Genomic DNA, 21,594 nt, shown 5'->3' on the forward strand with positions numbered 1-21,594 from the left:
GGCGCGGTATGAGCGGATTCCAACTCTTACCAGCCGCCGCGCGACATCAAGCCAAGGCGCAACAATTGCTGCCAACCGCTCAATCTGAGCGACTCCGGCGTCCAAAGATCGGGGTTTCTGGCCATCGCGGCATAGTACTCATCATAGAGCGACGAGTTCGAAAAATGCTCCTTGCGCTGCTGCTCCTGACGCGCGCGCGCACCGGCATCGGGCAGAAATTTGGTGTGCAACAAGACGCCACTGACCTTTTCGACCCCACTTTCATCATAGATCCGGTTTAGCCGCGTAGGCAGCGCGCTGTGGGTCGAACTGACATAGGTGTAGCTGCGGTGCCACTTGATCAGCGGTGTCTTGTTGAGCGTGGGCGCGCGCCGTGGGTCTGCGCCGAAGAACCGCCGCGCACGTGGACCGCCCTGCAGCCAAAGCGCCTCCATCTTCGGTTGCCGCTGTGCCCAATAGCCATAGGCATCGAACCATTGCAGCACCTCGCAGGGGTCATCCCCTGCATAGTATTCCTGCGTATCGGCGGGTCCCTTGGGATAAAGATCCAGCATCAGCGCGCCCATCATGGGTTGCCCGGTTCGATCAAGCCAGGCGGTCAGTTCGGGCAGTTTTCGGCTGGTGTGATCCGGGTAGATCAGCAACTCGTCAGCATCGACCGTGACAGTCCAATGGCCGTGACCGTAGCGGCGCAGCAGCCAGGTCAACCAGTCCATGCCAAAGCGCGATGCCTTGTAGCTGTCGAAGGTCAGCCAGACGGAAACATCAGGCTGCGCTTCCAGAAAGGCGAGGCTTTCGTCCTCGCTGCCGTTGTCGACAATCAGAAAGTGGTTCACGCCGAGGTTTCGATAGTGTTCCAGAAAGTTGGGCAATCGAAGGGACTCGTTGCGCATCGTGGCAAACAGCAGGATGTCATTTTCTTTGATCTGAGCTGTTCTGTCCCGCAGGTTGGTCAGCGCCTTACGGCTTTGATGGGCGCGCAACAGCAAGCGTTTGCGTCGTATCCGCAATTTGTATCGCTGCAGAGGCGAAGGGCGCGCCATCGCGGAACCTTTCAAAACATGGTCGTATCGCGCTGTTATTGCTGGTTTGCAGACCGCAGCCAACCTGGAATTGTATCAGGCGCGTAAAAACGGCGCCAAGAACCCCTTGGCGCCGCTATAAAATTCGGAAATGAGGCGGGGTTATTCCGCCGCTTTACCCATGTTCACGACGTCGTGCAGATAGGCGGAGAGATCATCCCGCAGATCGTCCCGATCAAGGCCGAAGGCCACGGTAGCCTGCAGGAAGCCGGATTTGGAGCCGCAATCGAACCGCTGGCCGCGGAAGCGGTAGCCGTAAACATTGCTCTTTTTCTCGATGTCCTGAGCGATGGCATCTGTCAGTTGAATCTCACCACCAGCGCCGGACTTCATCTTGTGCAGGTTCGTCAACACTGACGGCGACAGAATGTAGCGACCGATCACGGCGAGGTTTGAGGGCGCTTCGCCCGCCTTGGGCTTTTCAACCATGCCCTTCACCTTGACCATGGCACCCATGTCTTCGGACACATCCAGCACGCCGTAGGACGACGCCTTGTCGGGGGCCACTTCCATCGCGGCCACCATATTGCCGCCCGTCTCTGCATAGGCTTCGACCATCTGCTCAAGGCAGGGCTTATCGGCGGCGATGACATCATCAGGCAGGATGACAGCGAAGGGCTCATCCGCGATCAGACGGCGCGCGCACCAGACAGCATGACCAAGGCCCAGCGCCTTATGCTGACGGATGTAGGCAATTGCGCCGCTGTCCATATTGGTGGTTTCCAGGACCTCCAACAGCTCCGTCTTGCCCTTCTTGCGCAATTCCTGCTCAAGCTGTGGTGCATGGTCAAAGTAGTCTTCAAGGGCACCCTTGCCGCGCGACGTCACGAAAATGAATTCTTTGATGCCAGCCGCACGCGCCTCGTCGATGGCGTATTGGATCAACGGCCGGTCGACCAACGTCATGATTTCTTTCGGGACAGATTTGGTGGCGGGTAGAAAGCGCGTTCCCATCCCGGCTACGGGAAAGATCGCCTTGGTCACTTTACGTTTCATACTGATGCCCTCACACATGAATTTCGAAATCGTACCCCGTCAGCGCCCAACTAACGCCCAATTGCGTCAAAAACACGACCTGCACGTCAATAAAAGCGATTTCTGCGACAAACTGTTCCCATAATACGAAAAACGGCGAAGTCCCGCCAGTGCCATCGCCGCGAAGGAAAATTCCAGCGCCTCCTGCAAGGTCGGGTGATTCACGCTGCTCTAGATTTCAGATATTTCTTTTTATTTCATGAATTTACTCTATCCCGCGATACACCGATTCTATGCCCTTGGCCCAACACAACCATACGGTGTATCGCGAGGTCCGTAGCACAACGCGACTCTCAAACGCCTCACGGCTGACAGCCGTCAGGCGTCGGCAACTCCCCGCTTGCAGATCAAAAAGCAGGCAACTGATGCTGATCTGCGATAGAATCAGGCGCTCTCATTGAGTGTCGCCTTCCGCAGGCCGGACCTTGCGGCGCCAAGGTGCCGCGCTTAGTCCAGCCCCATCCGCGCCATCATCTGTTCAAGCTTCGGCACATCTTGCGGGTTGTTCAGCTCCCAGAACTGGCGCTCCCGGGCATCGACTTCGACGCAGAGAACGGCCCGGCCGTTCTCCATGAAGCGCAGTTGTTCCAGGCCCTCCAGCTGCTCCAGCGGGCCAATCGGCCAGCCAGGGTAGGCGGCCAATGCCTGCGGGCGATAGGCATAGACGCCGACATGATGGAAAACCGGGGTCTCCTCGGTCTCAGCATAATATGCGGAGGTAAAGGGGATCACCTCCTTGGAGAAATACAGCGCCCGATGCGTGGAATCGAAGACAGCCGTGGTGCCACCGACGCGCCCAGCCTTGCGATCGTCGAGAAACCCGGTGAGCGTCGCACCGTCACAACGCAGCACGGGCGTGGCGATTTCCGCCTCCGGCGCTGCGCGCAGCCCGGCCACGAGATCTTCGATGAACCAATGCGGGGTCAGCGGCGCGTCACCCTGCAGATTGACCACCACGTCATAACCGCCGCCAAGCGTCTCATGCGCCTCGGCGCAGCGTTCGGTGCCATTCACACAGTCGGAGGATGTCATGACAACTTCGGCCCCAAACCCCTCAGCGGCCTGCTGGATCCGGCCATCATCTGTCGCCACGACGACACGATCGACACCGCTGACCTCTTGGGCCGCGCGCCAACTGCGCTCAATCAGACTACGCGTTTGCCCGGAAGCGCCAGTCAGCCCGACCAACGGTTTGCCTGGGTAGCGCGAGGAGGCGTAGCGCGCCGGGATGACGATCAGGACGGACATCAGCTGTCTTTCAGATCGACTGTGGGCGCATGAGCGATGAAGAACGGGTTAGCGTAGCCGTCCTTGCCATAGGTGAGCGGGCTGAGGTCATCAAACCGCACAACCGATCCCCCGGCCCCCGAAAGCACCGCGTGGCCCGCCGCCGTGTCCCATTCCATGGTGCGACCAAGGCGCGGATAAAGATCCGCTTCGCCCGTCGCGACCAGGCAGAACTTGAGCGATGAGCCTGCGCTTTTCATGTCCTTCACAGCATATTTGCCGATGTAGTCGTCCGTGGCCTGATCCCGATGAGATTTGGACGCGACGACCATCAGCGCGTCATTGTCCGCATTCGACACCGACATCCTGGTCGTCGGTCCGGGTGTGTCCGGGGCCAAATCACCGGTTTCCTCAACGGACTGACCTGCGGCGTCCGTATAGAACATCCGACCTTTGGCGGGCGCATAGACTACTCCGCGTGTCGGCACACCGCCCTCGACCAGCGCGATATTGACTGTGAAATCTCCCCGGCGGTGGATGAATTCCTTGGTCCCATCGAGCGGATCCACAATCAGGAACGTGTCGCCGGATGTGCCATGGGTCGCGGATTGCTCTTCGGTCACCAGCATGATGTCGGGAAAAGACGCACGCAGCCCGGCGGAAATCAACGCATCCGCCGCCTCATCCGCCTCGGTCACCGGGCTGTCGTCGGATTTGACCTTCACGTCGAAATCGTCCGCGTCATAGATCTGCATGATCTTTGTACCCGCTTCGATCGCCAACCGGCGCATGACCGCCACCAGTTTCTCATAATCCACAGCCATGCCGCTTATGTCCCGATGATTGATGTTGAAAACGAGGCCCCTTATGCTGAACCTCTAACGGAACAGCAAGAATTCCGTGCGAGGCTCCGCATCAACACAGGGCATAGCGGTCATGTTTCAGGCAACAAAACGCGACGCGAGCGGGCTGGTTTCAGCCCTGACGCTGTTTCAGCTGATCTATCACGCAACGGTGCGCTCGATCCGCAAGACCCATAACAACGCCTTTGCCGCCCTGCTGATCAATGTTCTGCAAACGGTGATTTTCGTGCTCGCCTTCTATCTGCTGTTCTCGTTGCTGGGCCTGCGGCGCGCCTCGCTGCGCGGGGATTTCCTGCTTTACATCATGTCGGGCATTTTCCTGTTCATGACCCACACCAAGACCCTGAATGCTGTCGTGAAATCCGAAGGGCCGGCCAGCCCGATGATGCAACACGCTCCGATGAACACGGTGATCGCCATCGCGTCCTCCGCTCTCGGGTCGCTCTACATTCAGGTGATGTCGCTCTGCCTGATCCTCGGGGCCTACCATGTGATCTTCCAGCCCGTGGTGATCGAAGACCCGGTGGGCGCCTTTGGCATGCTGATGGTCGCCTGGTTCACCGGCGTGGCGCTGGGTGTCGTTCTGCTCGCGGTCAAGCCGTGGTATCCGCAGGTGGTCAACATCTTTTCAACCATCTACCAAAGGGCGAATATGTTCGCCTCAGGCAAGATGTTTGTGGCCAACACCCTTCCAGGCTCGATGCTGGCCTTGTTTGACTGGAACCCGCTGTTCCACAGCATCGACCAGGCCCGCGGGTTCATCTTTATCAATTACAATCCGCATTACACCGACTGGCGCTATGCCGTCTGGGTTGGTGTGGTGCTGCTGATGATCGGGTTGATGGGAGAGTTCTACACCCGCCGACACGCCTCGCTCAGCTGGAGCGCGCGACGCTAATCCACGCCATACAGGTCAATTGGGCGCGCGGTGCCGCAGACGAATTCCTTAAATTTAGCGGAAAGCTTCGGATAGTTCGGCGGTTTTGGTTCACCCCTTGGAAACCGTCGATGCCTACGATCTGCCGACAGGTCTGTCGAAGGTTGGGGTCATGTTCGAAAAGATGCGCCGCGCGAAGTGGACGACGAAGGTCTTTAACGTCCACACCGCCTTCTTTCTGTCTGCGATTGTCACCTGGCCCGTATTCGCGGAACTTGAGCTTTTCGAGGCGTTCTACGAGTTTTCCCGCGCCCATGAAAACTGGGATCTGGATGAGCTGGTGCTTCTGGTTGGCAATCTTTCAATCGCGCTGATCGTCTCGTCGATCTACCGGTCCCGGCAGTTGCGCAAAGTCGTGAGGGAGCGTGCGCAGGAATACGAACGCGCCGAACGCAATGCGCGGCACGACCCGCTGACGGGCCTCATGAACCGGCGGGCCTTTGGGGAGGTCATGCAAAAGATCGAAGCGCAGGATACCCCCGAGGGCCGCTACATGGCGATGATTGATCTCGACCGGTTCAAACCCATCAACGACCTTCAAGGGCACGCCGCTGGAGATGCCATACTGCGCCGCGTTGCCGATCGGCTTGTGGAGCACACGGGCAGCACCGATCTTGTGGCCCGGCTCGGCGGGGATGAGTTTGTCGTGATCTTCGACACCAAGCGCCCCTCTGCCGCAGTCGAACGTCTGGCGCGCCGCTTGCTGCATGCGATGGAAAAACCATTTGAGTATGAGGGCGCGCAGCTCCACATCAGTTGCAGCATCGGGCTGGCGCATTGGGCAAGCGGCGTGAGCCAGTCGACGGCGCTTGCCCAGGCGGACCGCGCGCTCTACACGGCCAAAAACATCGGACGTGCGCGATTTGCATGGTATGATGCCGACCTTGACCGCGATGCAACCGAACGGGCCCAGATCGAGACTGACCTGCGCGAGGCCATTGTGACCGGGCAGGTGCAGCCATGGTTCCAGCCCATTGTCGAGATCAATGCACAACGCCTCACCGGGTTCGAGGTTCTGGCACGGTGGACCCACCCCGAACGTGGCGCGATCGCACCCGAGGTCTTCATCGAAATCGCAGAGGACAGCGGCCAGATCAGCGCGCTGAGCAACAGCCTCCTGCGCCGCGCCTGTTTGGCAGCGCGGGACTGGGATGCGAGCCTGTCGATGTCCTTCAACATCTCTCCACGGCAATTCCACCACCCTGCGCTGGTCAGTGACATCAAACTGATCATCGATGAGACGGGCTTTGATCCGACCCGCCTGACCATCGAGGTCACGGAGCGGTCTGTCATCCGCGACTTCGAGACTGCGCGTGAAAAACTGAACGCGCTGAAAGCGATGGGGATTTCTGTGGCGCTGGATGATTTCGGAACCGGCTACTCCAGCCTGGCCAGTCTGCGCCAGCTGCCCTTCGATCGGATCAAGATCGACAGAGGCTTTATCACCAATATCGAGCAACAGCCGCAAAACCAGAAAATTGTCTCGGGCATCATGTCACTCGCACGCGGTCTGGAACTCGATGTCACGGCCGAAGGGATCGAATCGCGCGAAGATCTGGATTTCGTCAAGCAGCTGGATTGCGCGTTGGGCCAGGGGTTTCTGTTCGACAAGGCCGTCTCTCCGGATGAAGTGGCGTGGCTGTTGCAAACCAAGTGGAGCAATCTGCGCGGCTCCAGAACCCCGGGCGATGGGGAGACACCGGACCGCAGCTTTAAGGCTGGCTGACATGCCACGCGTCAGCCGTCCACATCAGGTCACCACACGGAGGGTCAGGTTGATCCGCCCGCCCTTTGGCAACAGCGTGCTTGATCCAAAGCGGATCCGGTCCACACCATGATAGGCCAACCGCGCCGCGCCGCCCATCACCACGACATCTCCCGACTGTAACCAGATCGACTGAGTCTTGCCGCCGCGCGCCGGGCCTCCCATGCGAAACAGCCCGTCATCGCCCAGTGAAACCGACATAACCGGCCAGTCATAACACGCTTCATCCTTGTCCTGATGCAGCCCCAGTCGCGCACCTTCTCCGTAGAAATTTATAAGACAGCACTCCGGCTGGCGCTCCGAACCGGTGAGGTCCTCCCACATTGATAACAGCTGCTGGGGAATGGGCGGCCAGGGCATGCCGCGCGGTTGTTCTGTTGCATAGCGGTATCCTCGTCTGTCGGTGATCCACCCATAGGCACCCGCCGCTGTCATCTGCACGGACATGGGTTTCCCGCTTGGTGTCACGGGGGTCACGAATGGGGCACGGCGCACCACATCTCTTAGTGCGGCGACAAGATCCGCCTGCGCTGCACTGTCGAGGTATGATGTATGAATATCGAAGCCTGCGACCTTCAGATGCGTCACCGCGTTTCATCCTCCCCGGGAATACCGGGTATTTGTGATAAGAATCCCGACCGACTCCGCCCCTAGAGGTTGCAGCGTCCCGGACCCCTCCTTATATACGCTCCGAACCGCAGGAAGCGACCCGCTTCATGTGTCATCCGGATCGGGGCAGCGGCGCCATAAAGGGCCAATCGCTCCGTGTCATCGCCTTGAGTTAAAGAGGGATCAAAACATGGCCAAAGTCATTGGTATCGACCTGGGAACCACCAACAGCTGCATTTCCATCATGGACGGCAGCCAACCCCGCGTCATCGAAAACTCCGAAGGGGCCCGGACAACCCCGTCCATCGTTGCCTTCACGGATGACGAGCGCCTCGTGGGCCAGCCCGCGAAACGGCAAGCCGTCACCAACCCTGAAAACACCATCTTCGGCGTGAAGCGTCTGATCGGCCGTCGGTATGACGACGCGGATCTGGCCAAAGACAAGAAGAACATGCCGTTCAACGTCATCGACGGCGGCAACGGCGACGCCTGGGTTGAATCCCGCGGCGAGAAGTATTCGCCGTCACAGATTTCCGCCTTCATCCTCGGCAAGATGAAAGAGACCGCCGAGAGCTACCTCGGCGAAGATGTGACCCAAGCGGTCATCACCGTGCCTGCCTATTTCAACGATGCCCAGCGCCAGGCCACCAAGGATGCGGGCAAGATCGCGGGCCTCGAAGTGCTGCGTATCATCAACGAGCCGACAGCCGCCGCGCTGGCCTACGGCCTCGACAAAGAGAACACCCAGACCATCGCCGTCTATGACTTGGGCGGCGGCACCTTCGACGTGACCATCCTCGAAATCGACGATGGCCTGTTTGAGGTGAAATCCACCAACGGTGACACCTTCCTCGGTGGTGAAGACTTCGACATGCGCATCGTGAACTACCTCGCGGATGAGTTCAAAAAAGAGCATTCCGTTGATCTGACGCAAGATAAGATGGCCCTGCAGCGCCTGAAAGAAGCCGCTGAGAAAGCCAAGATCGAGCTGTCGTCTTCATCTCAGACCGAAATCAACCAGCCGTTTATCTCCATGGGCGCCAACGGTCAGCCGCTGCACATGGTCATGAAGCTGACCCGCTCCAAGCTGGAAAGCCTCGTGAGCGACCTGATCAAGAATTCTATCAAACCCTGCCAGGCCGCTCTGAAAGACGCAGGTCTGTCGGCGGGCGACATCGACGAGGTCGTGCTGGTCGGCGGGATGACCCGGATGCCGAAGGTGGTCGAGGAAGTGACCAAATTCTTCGGCAAAGAGCCGCACAAGGGTGTAAACCCGGATGAAGTGGTCGCGATGGGCGCCGCCATCCAGGCCGGTGTTCTGCAGGGTGATGTGAAGGACGTGGTCCTGCTCGACGTGACCCCGCTGTCGCTTGGCATCGAAACCCTGGGCGGTGTCTTCACCCGCCTGATCGACCGCAACACTACGATCCCGACCAAGAAGTCCCAGATCTTCTCCACCGCCGAAGACAATCAGAACGCGGTGACCATCCGGGTCTTCCAGGGGGAGCGTGAGATGGCCTCCGACAACAAGATCCTCGGTGCCTTCAATCTTGAAAACATCCCGCCTGCCCCGCGCGGTCTGCCGCAGATCGAGGTGACCTTTGATATTGACGCCAACGGCATCGTCTCGGTCGGCGCCATGGACAAAGGCACTGGGAAAGAACAGAAAATCACCATCCAGGCTTCGGGTGGTCTGTCCGACGAGGACATCGACAAAATGGTCAAGGACGCCGAAGAGAACGCGGAGGCCGACAAGGCGCGCCGCGAGCTCATCGAGGCGAAGAACCAGGCCGAAAGCCTCATCCATTCGACTGAAAAGTCGATGGAAGAGCATGCCGACAAGGTCGACCCGACCACCATCGAGGCCATCGAACTGGCGATTGCAGCCCTCAAGGACGAGCTGGAAACCGACAATGCCGACAAGATCAAATCAGGCATCCAGAACGTGACCGAGGCGGCCATGAAACTGGGTGAAGCCATTTACAAGGCCGCGCAGGAAGAGGGTGAAGATGTGGCCGAAGCCACAGACGAGCCCCGAGCGGATGACGATGACATCGTTGATGCCGAGTTCGAAGATCTCGACGACAACAAGCGCGCGTAAGCGGCACGTAACCCGGAACCACTGAATAGGCCGACCCCCGGGTCGGCCTCTCACGTTCCAGCAAGGGGACTTTTGAATGGCAAAACGTGACTATTACGACGTGCTTGGTGTCGCCAAAGGCGCATCCGCAGATGAGATCAAGAAGGGTTATCGCCAGAAGGCGAAAGAGCTGCATCCCGACCGCAACAAAGACAACCCAGATGCCGAATCCCAGTTTAAAGAAGCCAATGAGGCCTATGAGGTCCTGAAGGACGCGGAAAAAAAGGCGGCTTACGACCGCTTTGGCCATGCGGCGTTCGAAGGTGGCATGGGCGGCGGTGGCGGACGCGCGGGCGGTGGCTTCGGCGGCGGCCAGGGCGATTTCGGATCGGCCTTCTCTGACGTCTTCGACGATCTTTTCGGCGACTTCATGGGTGGCGGACGCGGCGGCGGACGGCAACGCGCTGCACGGGGCTCGGACCTGCGCTACAACCTGCGTGTGACGCTGGAAGATGCCTACCGGGGGCTGCAGAAAACCATCAATGTGCCCACCTCCGTGGCCTGTGGCAGCTGTAGCGGTTCAGGGGCGGAAGGCGGCGCCGAACCCACGCAGTGTCCCACCTGTTCAGGCATGGGCAAGGTCCGCGCACAGCAAGGTTTTTTCACCGTCGAACGCACCTGCCCCACCTGCAACGGTTTGGGTCAGATCATCAAAAACCCCTGCAAGGTCTGCCAAGGTGCTGGTCGCGTCGAGAAAGACCGTGCTCTCAGCGTCAATATTCCTGCGGGTGTCGAAACCGGCACGCGCATTCGCCTCGCTGGCGAAGGCGAGGCGGGCATGCGTGGTGGCCCATCGGGTGATCTCTATATCTTTATCGATGTCGCAGAACACGAACTGTTCTCGCGCGAGGGGACCAACCTCTTCTGCCGCGTGCCCGTGTCCATGGCCAAGGCGGCGTTGGGTGGATCCATCGAAGTTCCCACCATTGATGGTGGGCGCGGACGAGTACAGATCCCCAGCGGCAGCCAATCAGGGCGCCAAATGCGGTTGCGCGGCAAGGGCATGCCCGCGCTGCGCGGTGCGGGGTCCGGCGATATGTTCATCGAACTTGCGGTGGAGACACCGGTCAATCTGACAGCACGGCAAAAAGAGCTCCTGGCAGAATTCGAAGAGCTTGCCGAGAACAACAATCCCGAAACATCGAGCTTCTTCTCTTCGGTCAAGAACTTCTGGGACTCCATGAAGGGGTGAGGCGGCGGCCTGAAAGCCCGCCGTACCTGTCAGTTGGCAGGTTGGGTGGGCTTTAGGCCACCCTTGGCACGGTATTTGCCGGGTTTGCGGGCTGCAGTTAACCAATCGGAAACCAAGACTGAGCACAGTCGGGCGCATGAGTCGTGATGCTGCCAATTTTGCCGAATCCTCGCTTCCTTTTCTGCTGGATGAAGCTGAGCCTGTGCCGCTGCCCAACGGCACCACCCCCTCCTACATTGCCGATCATCGCAAACGCCTGCGATCCCGCTTCATGCAAGGTGGGGCTGCGGCGATGCCCGACTACGAACTTCTTGAGCTGGTTCTGTTCCGCGCAATACCGCGCCGCGATGTAAAACCACTCGCACATACGCTGATGGATCGGTTTGGCGACTTCAACAGAGTCATCACCGCCTCAGCGGAACGGCTACGGGATATCACAGGCATGGGCGAGGCTGTCATCACCGAGCTCAAGATCGTCGAAGCCGCTGCGCATCGTATGGCACGCGCCCGCGTGATCCAACAAGATGTGGTCAGCAGCTGGGACGCGCTGCTCGACTATTGCCACACAACCATGGCGCACCGGGAGACGGAGCAGTTTCGCGTCCTCTACCTTGACCGCAAGAACATGGTGATCGCCGATGAAGAGCAGGCGAAGGGCACCGTGGATCATGTGCCGGTCTACCCCCGTGAAGTGGCCAAACGTGCGCTTGAGCTGAACGCAAGTGCCCTGATCCTCGTCCACAATCACCCTTCAGGCGATCCAACACCATCGCAGTCCGATATCTCCATGACCGATCAGATCAACAACGCCTGCCTCGCCCTGGGGCTCACATTGCACGATCATCTGATCATCGGGAAATCACGCGAACTGAGCTTTCGCAGTGAAGGTTATATTTGACCGTCATCGCACCCAGACCTCAACGCGACGGTTGATCAGACGCCCCCAGGCTGTGCCGTCGCAGGCCATGGGCATGGCCTCACCAAACGCTTCCACCTCTAATGTAAGCTGCTCCAGGTCTGCGGTCTCCGCGGCTGAGACAACGGCACGCCTCACCGTCTCCGCACGTTGCAAGGCGATGGACCGATTGGGCCCCGGCGGACCCTCCCCATCGCTGAAGCCGACAAACATCACCGTCCAACCGTCGTAGCGACCTTGCTCAAACGCTTGGGCCAGCTTGTGCACATTTGAGCGTGATTGCGCATCAAGACGTACCGACCCCGGTTCAAACCGGAACGAAATCGTCAGCCGCCGCAACGGCGACAGCACGTCAACCATGCGCTGCAACTCGGACAGTGGCACCCCTGTGCCCGCCGCCGCAATGGCATTCGCAAACCGGTTGCCCTGGTCATCCAATGGCACCTCTTCTTCCGCCTGGTCCACAAACCCAGCACGTCTAATCACAATTTGCGCGGAGGGCTCATCCATATAGGCCAGAAATTCCCGGGCAATCTTTGGCAAGCGTCGGGCAGGACGATACAGAAACATCGGGGCGGTCAACGGGTAGTCTTCTGTCTTGATGGTCCGGCGGGTCGCGCGCAACGCCCGCCCGCAGGCTCCGGTGAGCGTCAAGGCCTGCGCCGATCCGACCTCTGCAAAGCTGACCACCCCCAGAGCAAAGGCATCCTGCGCCACTTGCCGGGCGAGAGCCTGCGTCCGCGCGTGGCGGGTGATATCCGGCGACATGCGCAATCCCACCGGGCGGATGATCTTGTCTTCAACGGCCTGCCCCAAACCGGTGCGCGGCGCCGGTGCGTGCAGGCTGATAAGCGCATCAGGCCCGCCAAGATCGGCCCAGTTGGTGATTTGACCCGCATAGGCGCGCGCCAGATCGAGCAGGGAGATCTCGCGCACCGGGTTGCCTGGCGCCACGATCGGCACAATCCCATCCAATGCGATCACGCGACTACGCCGGGCGTCTGTCAAATTGCCCAGACCCGCCTCTTGCGCGCGCGCCTGTTCCTGATGGCGGATCTCACGCAAGGCCATGACCACATCTGCCTCATTGGCGAGCAGATCGGCAAAGCCCTCGTCGGTGTTTGTCACCCGAAACCGGAATACGGCGCGCAGCTTGCCGGTTTGGGCATCGCTCAGGTGGTAGTCAAAATGTGTCTCGTCCTGAACCTGCCGCGTGGCTACGTAGCTGTCGCGCAGGGCGAATCCCTGCACCAGGGCCGGCAGCAGAACCGCGCCCATGGTTGCGGAGCCGGACAGCTTCAGCTCAGCGACAAAGTCGTGCAGATTAGGACACCCAGGCCCGTCGCATAAGACGCCGGAACCCTCGACCGTCAACTCCCCATAGATGGTATCAAGGCGGTAGAATTCCCCGTCATAGCCCAGCAATATGCCAGACAGGGCAATGCTTCCGTCGCGCGACGTCAGCGTGACATCCTGCGCCAGAAGCGGTTGCCACAGCACAGAGAAAAGAAACGCAGCGCCAAGGGCCAGCCGTTTCAGTCGCATTGAAAGGGGCTTTGTTCAGGGTCCATCGCAGCCGATTGTCAGGCTTTGGAGCGAAACTTTCAACACATCAGCGGGGCACAAGGCCCGCAGATGGGCTTTAGGCCAGACGCCCGTGGCAATGCTTGAACTTCTTGCCGGATCCGCAGGGACATAGATCGTTTCGGCCGGGATTCCCCCATGTCGAGGGATCATCCTCAACAAAGCCGGGCGCTGCATCTCCGGTTGTCTCGGCCGAAGCCGCACCACCGGAGGCGGCCGCAGCCGCCGCGACCTGGGCTGCTTGCTGCGCGCGGATCTGTTCCAGCATCTCGCGCTGCTCTTCCTCAGACAGCGGGCGAATCTGCGCCAGTTTTTGCGTCACATCCGCGCGTAGACTGTCCAGCATGCCCTCGAAGAGCTGAAACGACTCGTTCTTGTATTCGTTCAGCGGGTCGCGTTGCGCGTAACCCCGGAACCCCACAACCGAGCGCAGATGCTCCAGCGTCAGAAGATGCTCGCGCCATTTCGCATCGATCACCTGCAAGAGCAGCTGTTTTTCGATGTTGCGCATGTTTTCAGAGCCGAACTGCTCCGCCTTTTCGGCCATGAACTGATCGGTCGCCTGCACCAGACGCTCTCGAATGGCGTCGTCATCGACGCCTTCTTCCTCGACCCAGTCCATGACGGCGAGGTCCAGCCCCAACTGCTCCTGCACCGATGTGTGCAACCCTTCGGCATCCCACTGATCGGCATAGGTGTTGGGCGGCAGATATTGGTCGATCATGTCGTCAATGACCTGATGCCGCATGTCGGTGGTGATCTCACTGAGATCCGCCGCTTCCATGATGTCGCGGCGTTGGGTGAAGACCACCTTGCGCTGCTCGTTCATTACATCGTCGAATTTCAGCAGCTGTTTGCGGATGTCGAAGTTGCGCCCTTCGACCTTGGCCTGCGCGCGTTCCAGCGATTTGTTAACCCAGGGGTGCACAATCGCCTCGCCCTCTTTCAGGCCCAGCGTGGTCAGCACCTTCTCCAACCGTTCGGAGCCGAAGATCCGCATCAGATCGTCTTCGAGGCTGAGGTAGAAGGACGAGCGCCCCGGGTCCCCCTGACGTCCCGAGCGACCCCGCAGCTGGTTGTCGATGCGACGGCTTTCGTGGCGCTCGGAAGCCAGAACATAGAGGCCACCGGCCTCCAGCACCTTGGCTTTTTCATCGGCATGCTGTGCCTCAACCCGGGCGCGGATGGCTTCGGGGTCGGCCTCAGGGTCTTCGGAGATGGCGGTCATCACCTGCATATCCACGTTGCCGCCAAGTTGAATGTCTGTGCCGCGACCGGCCATGTTGGTCGCGATGGTGACCGCGCCCAGCTTGCCCGCATCGGCCACGATCTGCGCTTCCTGCTCGTGCTGGCGCGCGTTCAGGACGTTATGTTTGATGCCCGCGTCGGTGAGCATTTTGCTGAGCACTTCGGATTTCTCAATCGACGTGGTGCCAACCAGCGCGGGCTGGCCCTTGGCGTGGCTCTTCTGAATCTGCTCCAGCATGGCCGCGTATTTCTCGCGCACGGTGCGATAGACCTGATCGTCCTCATCAACGCGCGCGATGGGTTTGTTGGTCGGCACCTCAACCACGCCGAGGCCGTAGATTTCCTGAAACTCTTCCGCTTCGGTCAGCGCTGTTCCGGTCATGCCCGCGAGTTTGTCGTAGAGGCGGAAGTAGTTCTGGAAGGTCACCGAGGCGAGCGTCACGTTCTCCGGCTTGATAGAGACATCTTCCTTGGCCTCGATCGCCTGATGCAACCCGTCCGACAAACGGCGGCCCGCCATCATGCGGCCGGTGAATTCATCGATCAGCACGACATCATCATCGCGGACGATGTAATCCTTATCGCGCTGGAAGAGCTTGTGCGCCCGCAGGCCCTGGTTGATGTGGTGCACGATGGTCGTGCTTTCCGGGTCATAGAGGGTCTGACCCTCTTCCAGCATCCCACGTTCGCGCAGCAGGTTTTCGAGGAACTCATTGCCCTCGTCGGTGAAGGTCACATTGCGAGTCTTCTCGTCGAGCTCGAAGTGCTCGTCCGACAGCTCGGGGATGACCGTGTCGATCACCTTGTACATGTCCGAGCGGTCCTGCGCCGGGCCGGAGATAATGAGCGGCGTGCGCGCCTCGTCGATCAGAATCGAGTCGACCTCATCCACAATCGCGAAGTTGTGATACTTCTGGAAAATCTGGCTCAGTTCAGATTTCATGTTGTCGCGCAGGTAGTCGAACCCAAGCTCATTGTTGGTGGCATAGGTGATGTCACTGGCGTAGGCATCACGCTTGGCATCCTCGGGCATATCCGCATGCGCCACGCCTGTGGTCAGACCCAAAGCGCCAAACACCTGCCCCATCCACGCGGCGTCCCGCTTGGCGAGGTATTCGTTCACCGTCACGATGTGCACGCCCTTGCCGGTCAGCGCATTAAGATAAGCCGCAAATGTCGCGGTCAGCGTCTTGCCTTCACCGGTCTTTTGTTCAGCAATATTACCCTGATGCAGGAAAATCGCACCGATCAGCTGGGTGTCGAAGGCGCGCAGGCCCAAGGCGCGCCGCGCCGCTTCGCGACAGTTGGCAAAAGCCTCCGGCAATAGGGCGTCCAGGCTTTCCCCGTCCAGCGCACGTTTGCGCAGCTCTTCGGTCTTGGCCTTGATATCCTCATCGCTCAGCGTCTCAAAATCCGGCTCAAGCGCGTTGATCTTGTCTACGAGGGGGCGGGTCGCTTTGATCTTGCGGTCGTTGGGTGTACCAAAGACCTTCTTTGCGAGTGTTCCGATGCCCAGCATGCGTTCTCCAGCCGAAGTTCAAGTATTGGTGCCGATCTGCTTGCTCGTCTGCGAGACAGCCCATAGATAAGGTGAAACGCAACACCCTGGCCGCGCCCATAGGGCGATGTAAGGGTCACGCCAAACCGTGTCAATGTCGCGCGCGGGCGCGACCCAGCCCAAGGACCAGCCCATGCAGACCCCCTTCAGACTTCTGGTGAGCGCCGCACTTGCAGCAGGCCTCGCCACCGCGTCCCTGGCGCAGGATGAAACCCCGACTGAAGAACCAAATGCTGAAACGGTTGTGGCGACAGTGAATGGCGTTGAGATCACCCTGGGCCATATGATTGCAGCCCGGTCCAGCCTGCCGGAACAGTATCAGCAGCTAGACGACAAGGTGCTGTTTGACGGCATTCTTGAGCAGTTGGTCCAGCAAAGCGCCCTGGCCCAGACGTTCGAGGGTGGCACGCCGCTGCGGATCACGAAGTCTCTGGAAAATGAAGAGCGGTCGCTGCTGGCGGGTGAGGTCGTGGAAGGGGTGCTGCAGGAGGCGATTACAGACGAAGCGCTGCAGGAACTTTATGATCGTCAGTTCGGCAACATTGATCCCGAAGAAGAGTACAACGCCTCACATATTCTCGTTGAAACCGAGGAACAGGCCAAGGCGGTCAAGCAAACCATTGATGATGGTGCAGATTTTGGCGCGACCGCGCGGGACAAGTCTATTGGGCCATCCGGGCCGAACGGCGGCGATCTGGGATGGTTCAGCTCCGGTATGATGGTCCCAAGCTTCGAAGCCGCAACCATTGCCTTGGGTGTTGGCGAAGTCTCTGACCCCGTTCAAACGCAGTTTGGCTGGCACATCATCAAGCTGAATGACAGCCGGCAGGCAGAAATCCCGACGCTGGAAGATGTGCGCGCCGACCTGACGCAAGAGCTGAGCCAGATCAAGGCGCAGGAGGCGATCAAGTCCACCACCGAAGCCGCAGATGTGCAAGTGCGGGCTGATCTCGGCATTGATCCGGCCATCCTGAAGCAGACCGATCTTCTGGACTGAGGGATATGGGGACGACAACGGCTGTCTCGCCGCTCGCGCCAGCGGCATTTCCCGATCTGCCCCGGGTGGACGGCGTGCGATTTTCGACCATCGCCGCTGGTGTGCGCTACCGGGGTCGCGATGACGTGATGCTGGCCCGGCTCGCCCCGGGCAGTGCAGTGGCGGGCGTTTTCACCACATCCGCCACACGCTCCGCCCCGGTTCTGGATTGTCAGGACAAGCTGGGCAAGCCCACGAGTGATGCAGCGGCGATCCTCGTCAACTCCGGGAACGCCAATGCCTTCACTGGCCGGAATGGCCGTGACGCGACCGCTGCCATCGTAAAGGCCACGGCTGCGGCCTGCGGCGTGCCGGAGGAGCGGGTATTCACCTCCGCGACCGGCGTGATCGGGGAGCCATTGCCGTTTGAAAAGATCACGGCCGCGCTGCAACAGCTGGCAGAGACGGCGGATCCGGGCGGCATCGACCGCGCAGCCCGCGCCATCATGACAACGGACACCTTCGCAAAGGGCGCCAGCGTGGTTGTCGACACCGAAAACGGCCCGGTGACCATTGCCGGGATCGCGAAAGGCTCCGGCATGATTGCGCCGGACATGGCGACCATGCTGGTCTATATCTTCACCGATGCAGTCATTCCGCAATCGGAACTGCAGGACCTCGTGTCGACCCACAATGCACAGACCTTCAACTGCATCACGGTCGATGGCGATACGTCTACTTCTGACACGCTTCTGGTCGCAGCAACGGGTGTCTCGGGCATTGACGTGAGCGGCGATGCGGCTTTTTCGGACGGGTTGCACGAAGTCATGCAAGAACTGGCGCATCTGGTTGTGCGCGATGGCGAAGGTGCAACCAAATTCGTTGAAATCGCCGTGACAGGCGCTGCGAACGATTCTGATGCGCGGACGCATGGGTTGTCGATCGCCAATTCACCGCTCGTCAAAACCGCCATTGCCGGAGAAGACCCGAACTGGGGCCGTGTGGTCATGGCCGTGGGAAAATCGGGTGCTGCGGCAGATCGCGACAGACTGTCGATTCGGTTTGGCGATGTGGTCGTGGCCGAGCATGGGTGGGTCAGTGATGATTACGACGAGGCCACCGCTGCGGCCTGTATGAAGAATCAGAATTTGACGATTGGTGTCGATCTGGGGATCGGCCCGGGCAAGGCGACGGTGTGGACCTGCGATCTGACCCATGGGTACATCGACATCAATGCCGATTACCGGTCCTGAAACATGAAAACGATACTCGTTTCTGCCGTTGCACTGATTGATATTGACGGGCGAGTGCTGCTGGCACAACGCCCGGAAGGGAAATCAATGGCCGGGCTGTGGGAGTTTCCCGGCGGGAAGGTGGAATCAGGAGAGACGCCCGAAGCGGCCCTGATCCGCGAATTGCGTGAAGAACTTGGAATCAACACCTGGGATTCCTGCCTCGCACCGTTGACATTTGCCAGCCACAGCTATGAGGATTTCCACCTTCTTATGCCACTCTTTGCCTGCCGAAAGTGGGAAGGCACGCCAATAGCGAAAGAAAATCAAATACTTAAGTGGGTTCAACCCTCAGCGCTCAAGACCTATCCGATGCCGGACGCAGATATTCCATTGATCCCGATCTTGCGCGACTGGCTATAAAATTTTGCAAAAAAATCGCTATTCGCGGTTTTTCGCCTATGGCCAATACACGTAAAAATTGTTTATGGTATTTTAATAAAATGGAGATAATTCTGTCATAGTCACGATCCTGGGGAGGAGAACGACATGTTACGCACGATCACTCTGGGGAGTGCTGTGTCAATTCAAGGCTGGTTTGTTCGGGCATTGCCTGACGGACGTATAGTCGTGAAGGTGGATGACACAAGCTACACAGGCGCGCCGGTTACTGCGGCAGCTTAAGCAGGCACTCAATCACATTAAAGGGCGCGGCAATTTCGGCCGCACCCTTTTTTTATCTAAAAATCTGATATTTAGCTCAGAGTACGCGTGACTTCTTCGCGCTCAAAGATTTCGATCACATCATCGGCGCGGATATCGTCATAGTTCTCAAACGCCATACCGCATTCCTGACCTGACTGAACTTCGGCCACTTCATCCTTGAAGCGCTTGAGCGTTTTGAGAGTGCCTTCGTGAATCACGACGTTGTCGCGCAGCAGGCGCACACCGGCAGAGCGGCGCGCCACCCCTTCGGTCACCAGACAGCCAGCCACCTTGCCAACGCCTGTGACCTTGAAGACCTCTTTGATGGTCGCGTAACCGATAAAGTTCTCGCGAATCTCTGCGCTCAACAGGCCGGAGGCCGCCGCTTTCACATCGTCCACAAGGTCGTAGATCACTGAGTAATAGCGGATCTCAACACTTTTCTGATTCGCCGTGTTCCGGGCGGAGGCGTTGGCACGGACATTAAAGCCCATGATCGGCGCACCGCTGGCTTCGGCCAGACCGACATCCGTTTCGGTGATCGCGCCCACTCCCGAGTGCAGCACGCGCACACGCACCTCATCGTTGCCGATCTTCTCCATCGCCTGAACGATGGCCTCGGCAGAGCCCTGCACGTCCGCTTTCACGAGAATCGGCAGCTCGCTGACATTCTCGTCCGCCTTGGCGTTGGCCATGAGCTGTTCGAGCGTGGTCGCAGCCCCCGCAGCGGCACGCTTGTCTTTCGCCGCCTGCTCGCGGTACTCGGCAATTTCCCGCGCTTGTGCTTCGGTCTCGGTCACGTTGAGAACATCGCCCGCTTCGGGCGTGCCGTTCAGACCCAGCACCTCAACTGGCACCGATGGCCCTGCTTTTTTGACGCGATCGCCCTTGTCGTTGATCAGCGCACGGACCTTGCCGTATTGCTCACCCACAACAAAGATATCGCCCTGCTGCAACGTACCGTTTTGCACAAGAACGGTCGCTACCGGGCCACGACCGACGTCAAGTTGCGCTTCGATTACGGCACCCACGGCAGCCCGATCCGGGTTCGCTTTAAGCTCCAGTATCTCCGCTTGCAACGCAATGGCTTCCAGCAGCTCGTCAAGGCCCTGACCGGAGATGGCAGAGACTTCGACGTCTTGCACATCACCTGACATCTTCTCAACGATCACCTCATGCTGAAGCAGATCAGTGCGCACCTTGTCCGGGTTCGCTTCGGGCTTGTCGATCTTGTTGATCGCCACGATCATCGGCACTTCGGCCGCCTTGGCGTGGTTGATCGCCTCGATGGTCTGCGGCATCACGGCGTCATCCGCAGCGACCACAAGCACAACGATATCCGTGACCTGCGCGCCCCGCGACCGCATCGACGTGAAGGCCGCGTGGCCCGGTGTATCGAGGAAGCTGAGCACCTGCCCGCCATCGGTTGTCACCTGATAGGCACCAATGTGCTGGGTGATGCCACCCGCTTCGCCCGCCACGACCTTCGCGTTGCGGATCGCGTCCAGCAGCGAGGTTTTGCCGTGGTCGACGTGACCCATGATGGTGATGACCGGCGGGCGCGACTTGAGGTCATCTTCGGAGTCTTCGACCTCCTTGATCACGTCCTCGACGTCTGCGTCGGAGACCCGCACCACTTTATGGCCGAATTCTTCGACAATCAGCTCGGCGGTGTCCTGATCAATGGTCTGGTTCTGCGTGACCATCATGCCATTCTGCATCAGCGCCTTCACAACGGCACCAACTTTTTCCGACATGCGGTTGGCCAGCTCCGAGACGACAATCGCCTCGGGCACCTGCACGTCGCGCATCACCTTCTCGCGCTCAACCGGGCCGCCCATTGCTTTTTGCCGGGCGCGCTCCTGCTTGCGCTTCATCGCCGCCATGGACCGTTGACGCCCACCGTCCCCACCGGCCAGCGCCTGGTTCAAGGTCAGCTTGCCCGAACGGCGATTGTCGTCACCACCCTTGCCGCCGCGGCGGTTGTTGTCGCGATCACGGTCCTGCTGCTTGCGCGGCGCAGCATCAGGCGCCTTTGTGTTCGGTTGGCGCGCAACGACGGGCTCTGCCGCCGGTGCAGCAGCGGCCTTGGCAGCGGCTTCGGCCTCCTGCTTGCGGCGCGCATCTTCCTCCGCCTTGGCTTTCAGGCTTTCCTCGCGCTCGCGCTCGGCTTGTTCCTTGGCTTCCTGCTCGGCCCGACGGCGTTCGCGCTCTTCCGCGCGCGCCTTCTCTTCCGCAGCCCGCGCCGCAGCTTCTTCGACCTCGCGGGCTTTGGCCGCCTGAACCGCCTTCAAGCGGCGTTCCATCTCCGCATCGGAGATCCCGGCAGGTCGCTTTGACGGATCCCCAACAGTCGCCCCGCCCGAGCCAGACTTCGATGCACCCGGTTTGGGCACCACAACGCGCTTGCGCTTGGTTTCGACCACGACGTTCTTGGTCCGTCCGTGGCTAAAGCTTTGCTTTACGTTGCCCGGACGTGCGCTTCCGCGCAGACCCAATGTTTTTTTGCCGTCAGTATCGCTCAT

The 21,594-nt window shown here is 59.6% G+C and carries 16 protein-coding genes; 8 read left to right on the forward strand and 8 right to left on the reverse strand.

Going from position 1 to position 21,594, the window contains the following annotated elements:
* Positions 1 to 26 precede the first annotated feature (26 nt).
* The 4 genes from So717_RS05315 to cysQ form a co-directional block, all read right to left on the reverse strand.
* A complete protein-coding gene (locus tag So717_RS05315; RefSeq protein WP_159975176.1) occupies positions 27 to 1,043 on the reverse strand; it encodes a glycosyltransferase family 2 protein in 1,017 nt (338 codons plus the stop codon).
* A gap of 141 nt (positions 1,044 to 1,184) precedes the next feature.
* Positions 1,185 to 2,078 carry a UTP--glucose-1-phosphate uridylyltransferase GalU gene (gene galU / locus So717_RS05320; protein ID WP_159975177.1) on the reverse strand — a complete coding sequence of 298 codons (894 nt, stop codon included), beginning with the start codon at positions 2,076 to 2,078 and terminating at the stop codon, positions 1,185 to 1,187.
* Between the two features lie 486 nt (positions 2,079 to 2,564).
* Positions 2,565 to 3,365, reverse strand: a complete 801-nt coding sequence (locus So717_RS05325) for a 3-deoxy-manno-octulosonate cytidylyltransferase (protein ID WP_159975178.1) — start codon at positions 3,363 to 3,365, stop codon at positions 2,565 to 2,567.
* Entirely contained in the window at positions 3,365 to 4,162 is a 798-nt protein-coding gene (gene cysQ / locus So717_RS05330; RefSeq protein WP_159975622.1) for a 3'(2'),5'-bisphosphate nucleotidase CysQ, read from the reverse strand. The genes So717_RS05325 and cysQ overlap by 1 nt, the downstream gene beginning before the upstream one ends.
* Positions 4,163 to 4,280: 118 nt before the next feature.
* Between cysQ and So717_RS05335 the strand changes: the two genes are divergently transcribed.
* Positions 4,281 to 5,105: an ABC transporter permease gene (locus So717_RS05335; RefSeq protein ID WP_159975179.1), complete on the forward strand. Its 825-nt coding sequence runs from the start codon at positions 4,281 to 4,283 to the stop codon at positions 5,103 to 5,105.
* 85 nt (positions 5,106 to 5,190) lie between these two features.
* The gene (locus tag So717_RS05340) at positions 5,191 to 6,870 is read left to right on the forward strand and encodes a putative bifunctional diguanylate cyclase/phosphodiesterase (RefSeq protein ID WP_159975180.1); all 1,680 of its coding nucleotides are present in this window, start codon (positions 5,191 to 5,193) and stop codon (positions 6,868 to 6,870) included.
* A gap of 24 nt (positions 6,871 to 6,894) precedes the next feature.
* Here So717_RS05340 and So717_RS05345 read toward each other — a convergent pair whose 3' ends face one another.
* Entirely contained in the window at positions 6,895 to 7,497 is a 603-nt protein-coding gene (locus So717_RS05345; protein WP_159975181.1) for an alpha-ketoglutarate-dependent dioxygenase AlkB family protein, read from the reverse strand.
* 211 nt (positions 7,498 to 7,708) lie between these two features.
* Between So717_RS05345 and dnaK the strand changes: the two genes are divergently transcribed.
* The 3 genes from dnaK (at position 7,709) to radC (ending at position 11,748) form a co-directional block, all read left to right on the forward strand.
* A complete protein-coding gene (dnaK, locus tag So717_RS05350) occupies positions 7,709 to 9,619 on the forward strand; it encodes a molecular chaperone DnaK (RefSeq protein WP_159975182.1) in 1,911 nt (636 codons plus the stop codon).
* Between the two features lie 76 nt (positions 9,620 to 9,695).
* Positions 9,696 to 10,850 carry a molecular chaperone DnaJ gene (gene dnaJ / locus So717_RS05355; protein ID WP_159975183.1) on the forward strand — a complete coding sequence of 385 codons (1,155 nt, stop codon included), beginning with the start codon at positions 9,696 to 9,698 and terminating at the stop codon, positions 10,848 to 10,850.
* Positions 10,851 to 10,986: 136 nt separating this feature from the next.
* Entirely contained in the window at positions 10,987 to 11,748 is a 762-nt protein-coding gene (radC, locus tag So717_RS05360; protein WP_159975184.1) for a RadC family protein, read from the forward strand.
* Between the two features lie 3 nt (positions 11,749 to 11,751).
* On the opposite strand, the gene So717_RS05365 is transcribed toward radC, so the two are convergent.
* Together So717_RS05365 and secA are read right to left on the reverse strand one after the other, a co-directional pair.
* Entirely contained in the window at positions 11,752 to 13,311 is a 1,560-nt protein-coding gene (locus So717_RS05365) for a phosphate ABC transporter substrate-binding/OmpA family protein (protein WP_159975185.1), read from the reverse strand.
* Positions 13,312 to 13,408: 97 nt separating this feature from the next.
* Positions 13,409 to 16,117 carry a preprotein translocase subunit SecA gene (gene secA, locus So717_RS05370; RefSeq protein WP_159975186.1) on the reverse strand — a complete coding sequence of 903 codons (2,709 nt, stop codon included), beginning with the start codon at positions 16,115 to 16,117 and terminating at the stop codon, positions 13,409 to 13,411.
* 172 nt (positions 16,118 to 16,289) lie between these two features.
* Here secA and So717_RS05375 point away from each other — a divergent pair, with 172 nt between their 5' ends.
* From So717_RS05375 to So717_RS05385, 3 genes are read left to right on the forward strand one after another with little or no spacing between them, the layout of a single operon-like run.
* Positions 16,290 to 17,153: a peptidylprolyl isomerase gene (locus So717_RS05375; RefSeq protein ID WP_159975187.1), complete on the forward strand. Its 864-nt coding sequence runs from the start codon at positions 16,290 to 16,292 to the stop codon at positions 17,151 to 17,153.
* A gap of 5 nt (positions 17,154 to 17,158) precedes the next feature.
* Entirely contained in the window at positions 17,159 to 18,385 is a 1,227-nt protein-coding gene (gene argJ, locus So717_RS05380) for a bifunctional glutamate N-acetyltransferase/amino-acid acetyltransferase ArgJ (RefSeq protein ID WP_159975188.1), read from the forward strand.
* A 3-nt stretch (positions 18,386 to 18,388) separates the two neighbouring features.
* Positions 18,389 to 18,787: a (deoxy)nucleoside triphosphate pyrophosphohydrolase gene (locus So717_RS05385; RefSeq protein ID WP_159975189.1), complete on the forward strand. Its 399-nt coding sequence runs from the start codon at positions 18,389 to 18,391 to the stop codon at positions 18,785 to 18,787.
* 332 nt (positions 18,788 to 19,119) lie between these two features.
* Here So717_RS05385 and infB read toward each other — a convergent pair whose 3' ends face one another.
* Complete coding sequence (infB, locus tag So717_RS05390; protein WP_159975190.1) at positions 19,120 to 21,594, reverse strand: translation initiation factor IF-2; 2,475 nt, start codon at positions 21,592 to 21,594, stop codon at positions 19,120 to 19,122.

The sequence above is a fragment of the Roseobacter cerasinus genome (assembly GCF_009811755.1).
In the GTDB taxonomy this organism is placed as follows: domain Bacteria; phylum Pseudomonadota; class Alphaproteobacteria; order Rhodobacterales; family Rhodobacteraceae; genus Roseobacter; species Roseobacter cerasinus.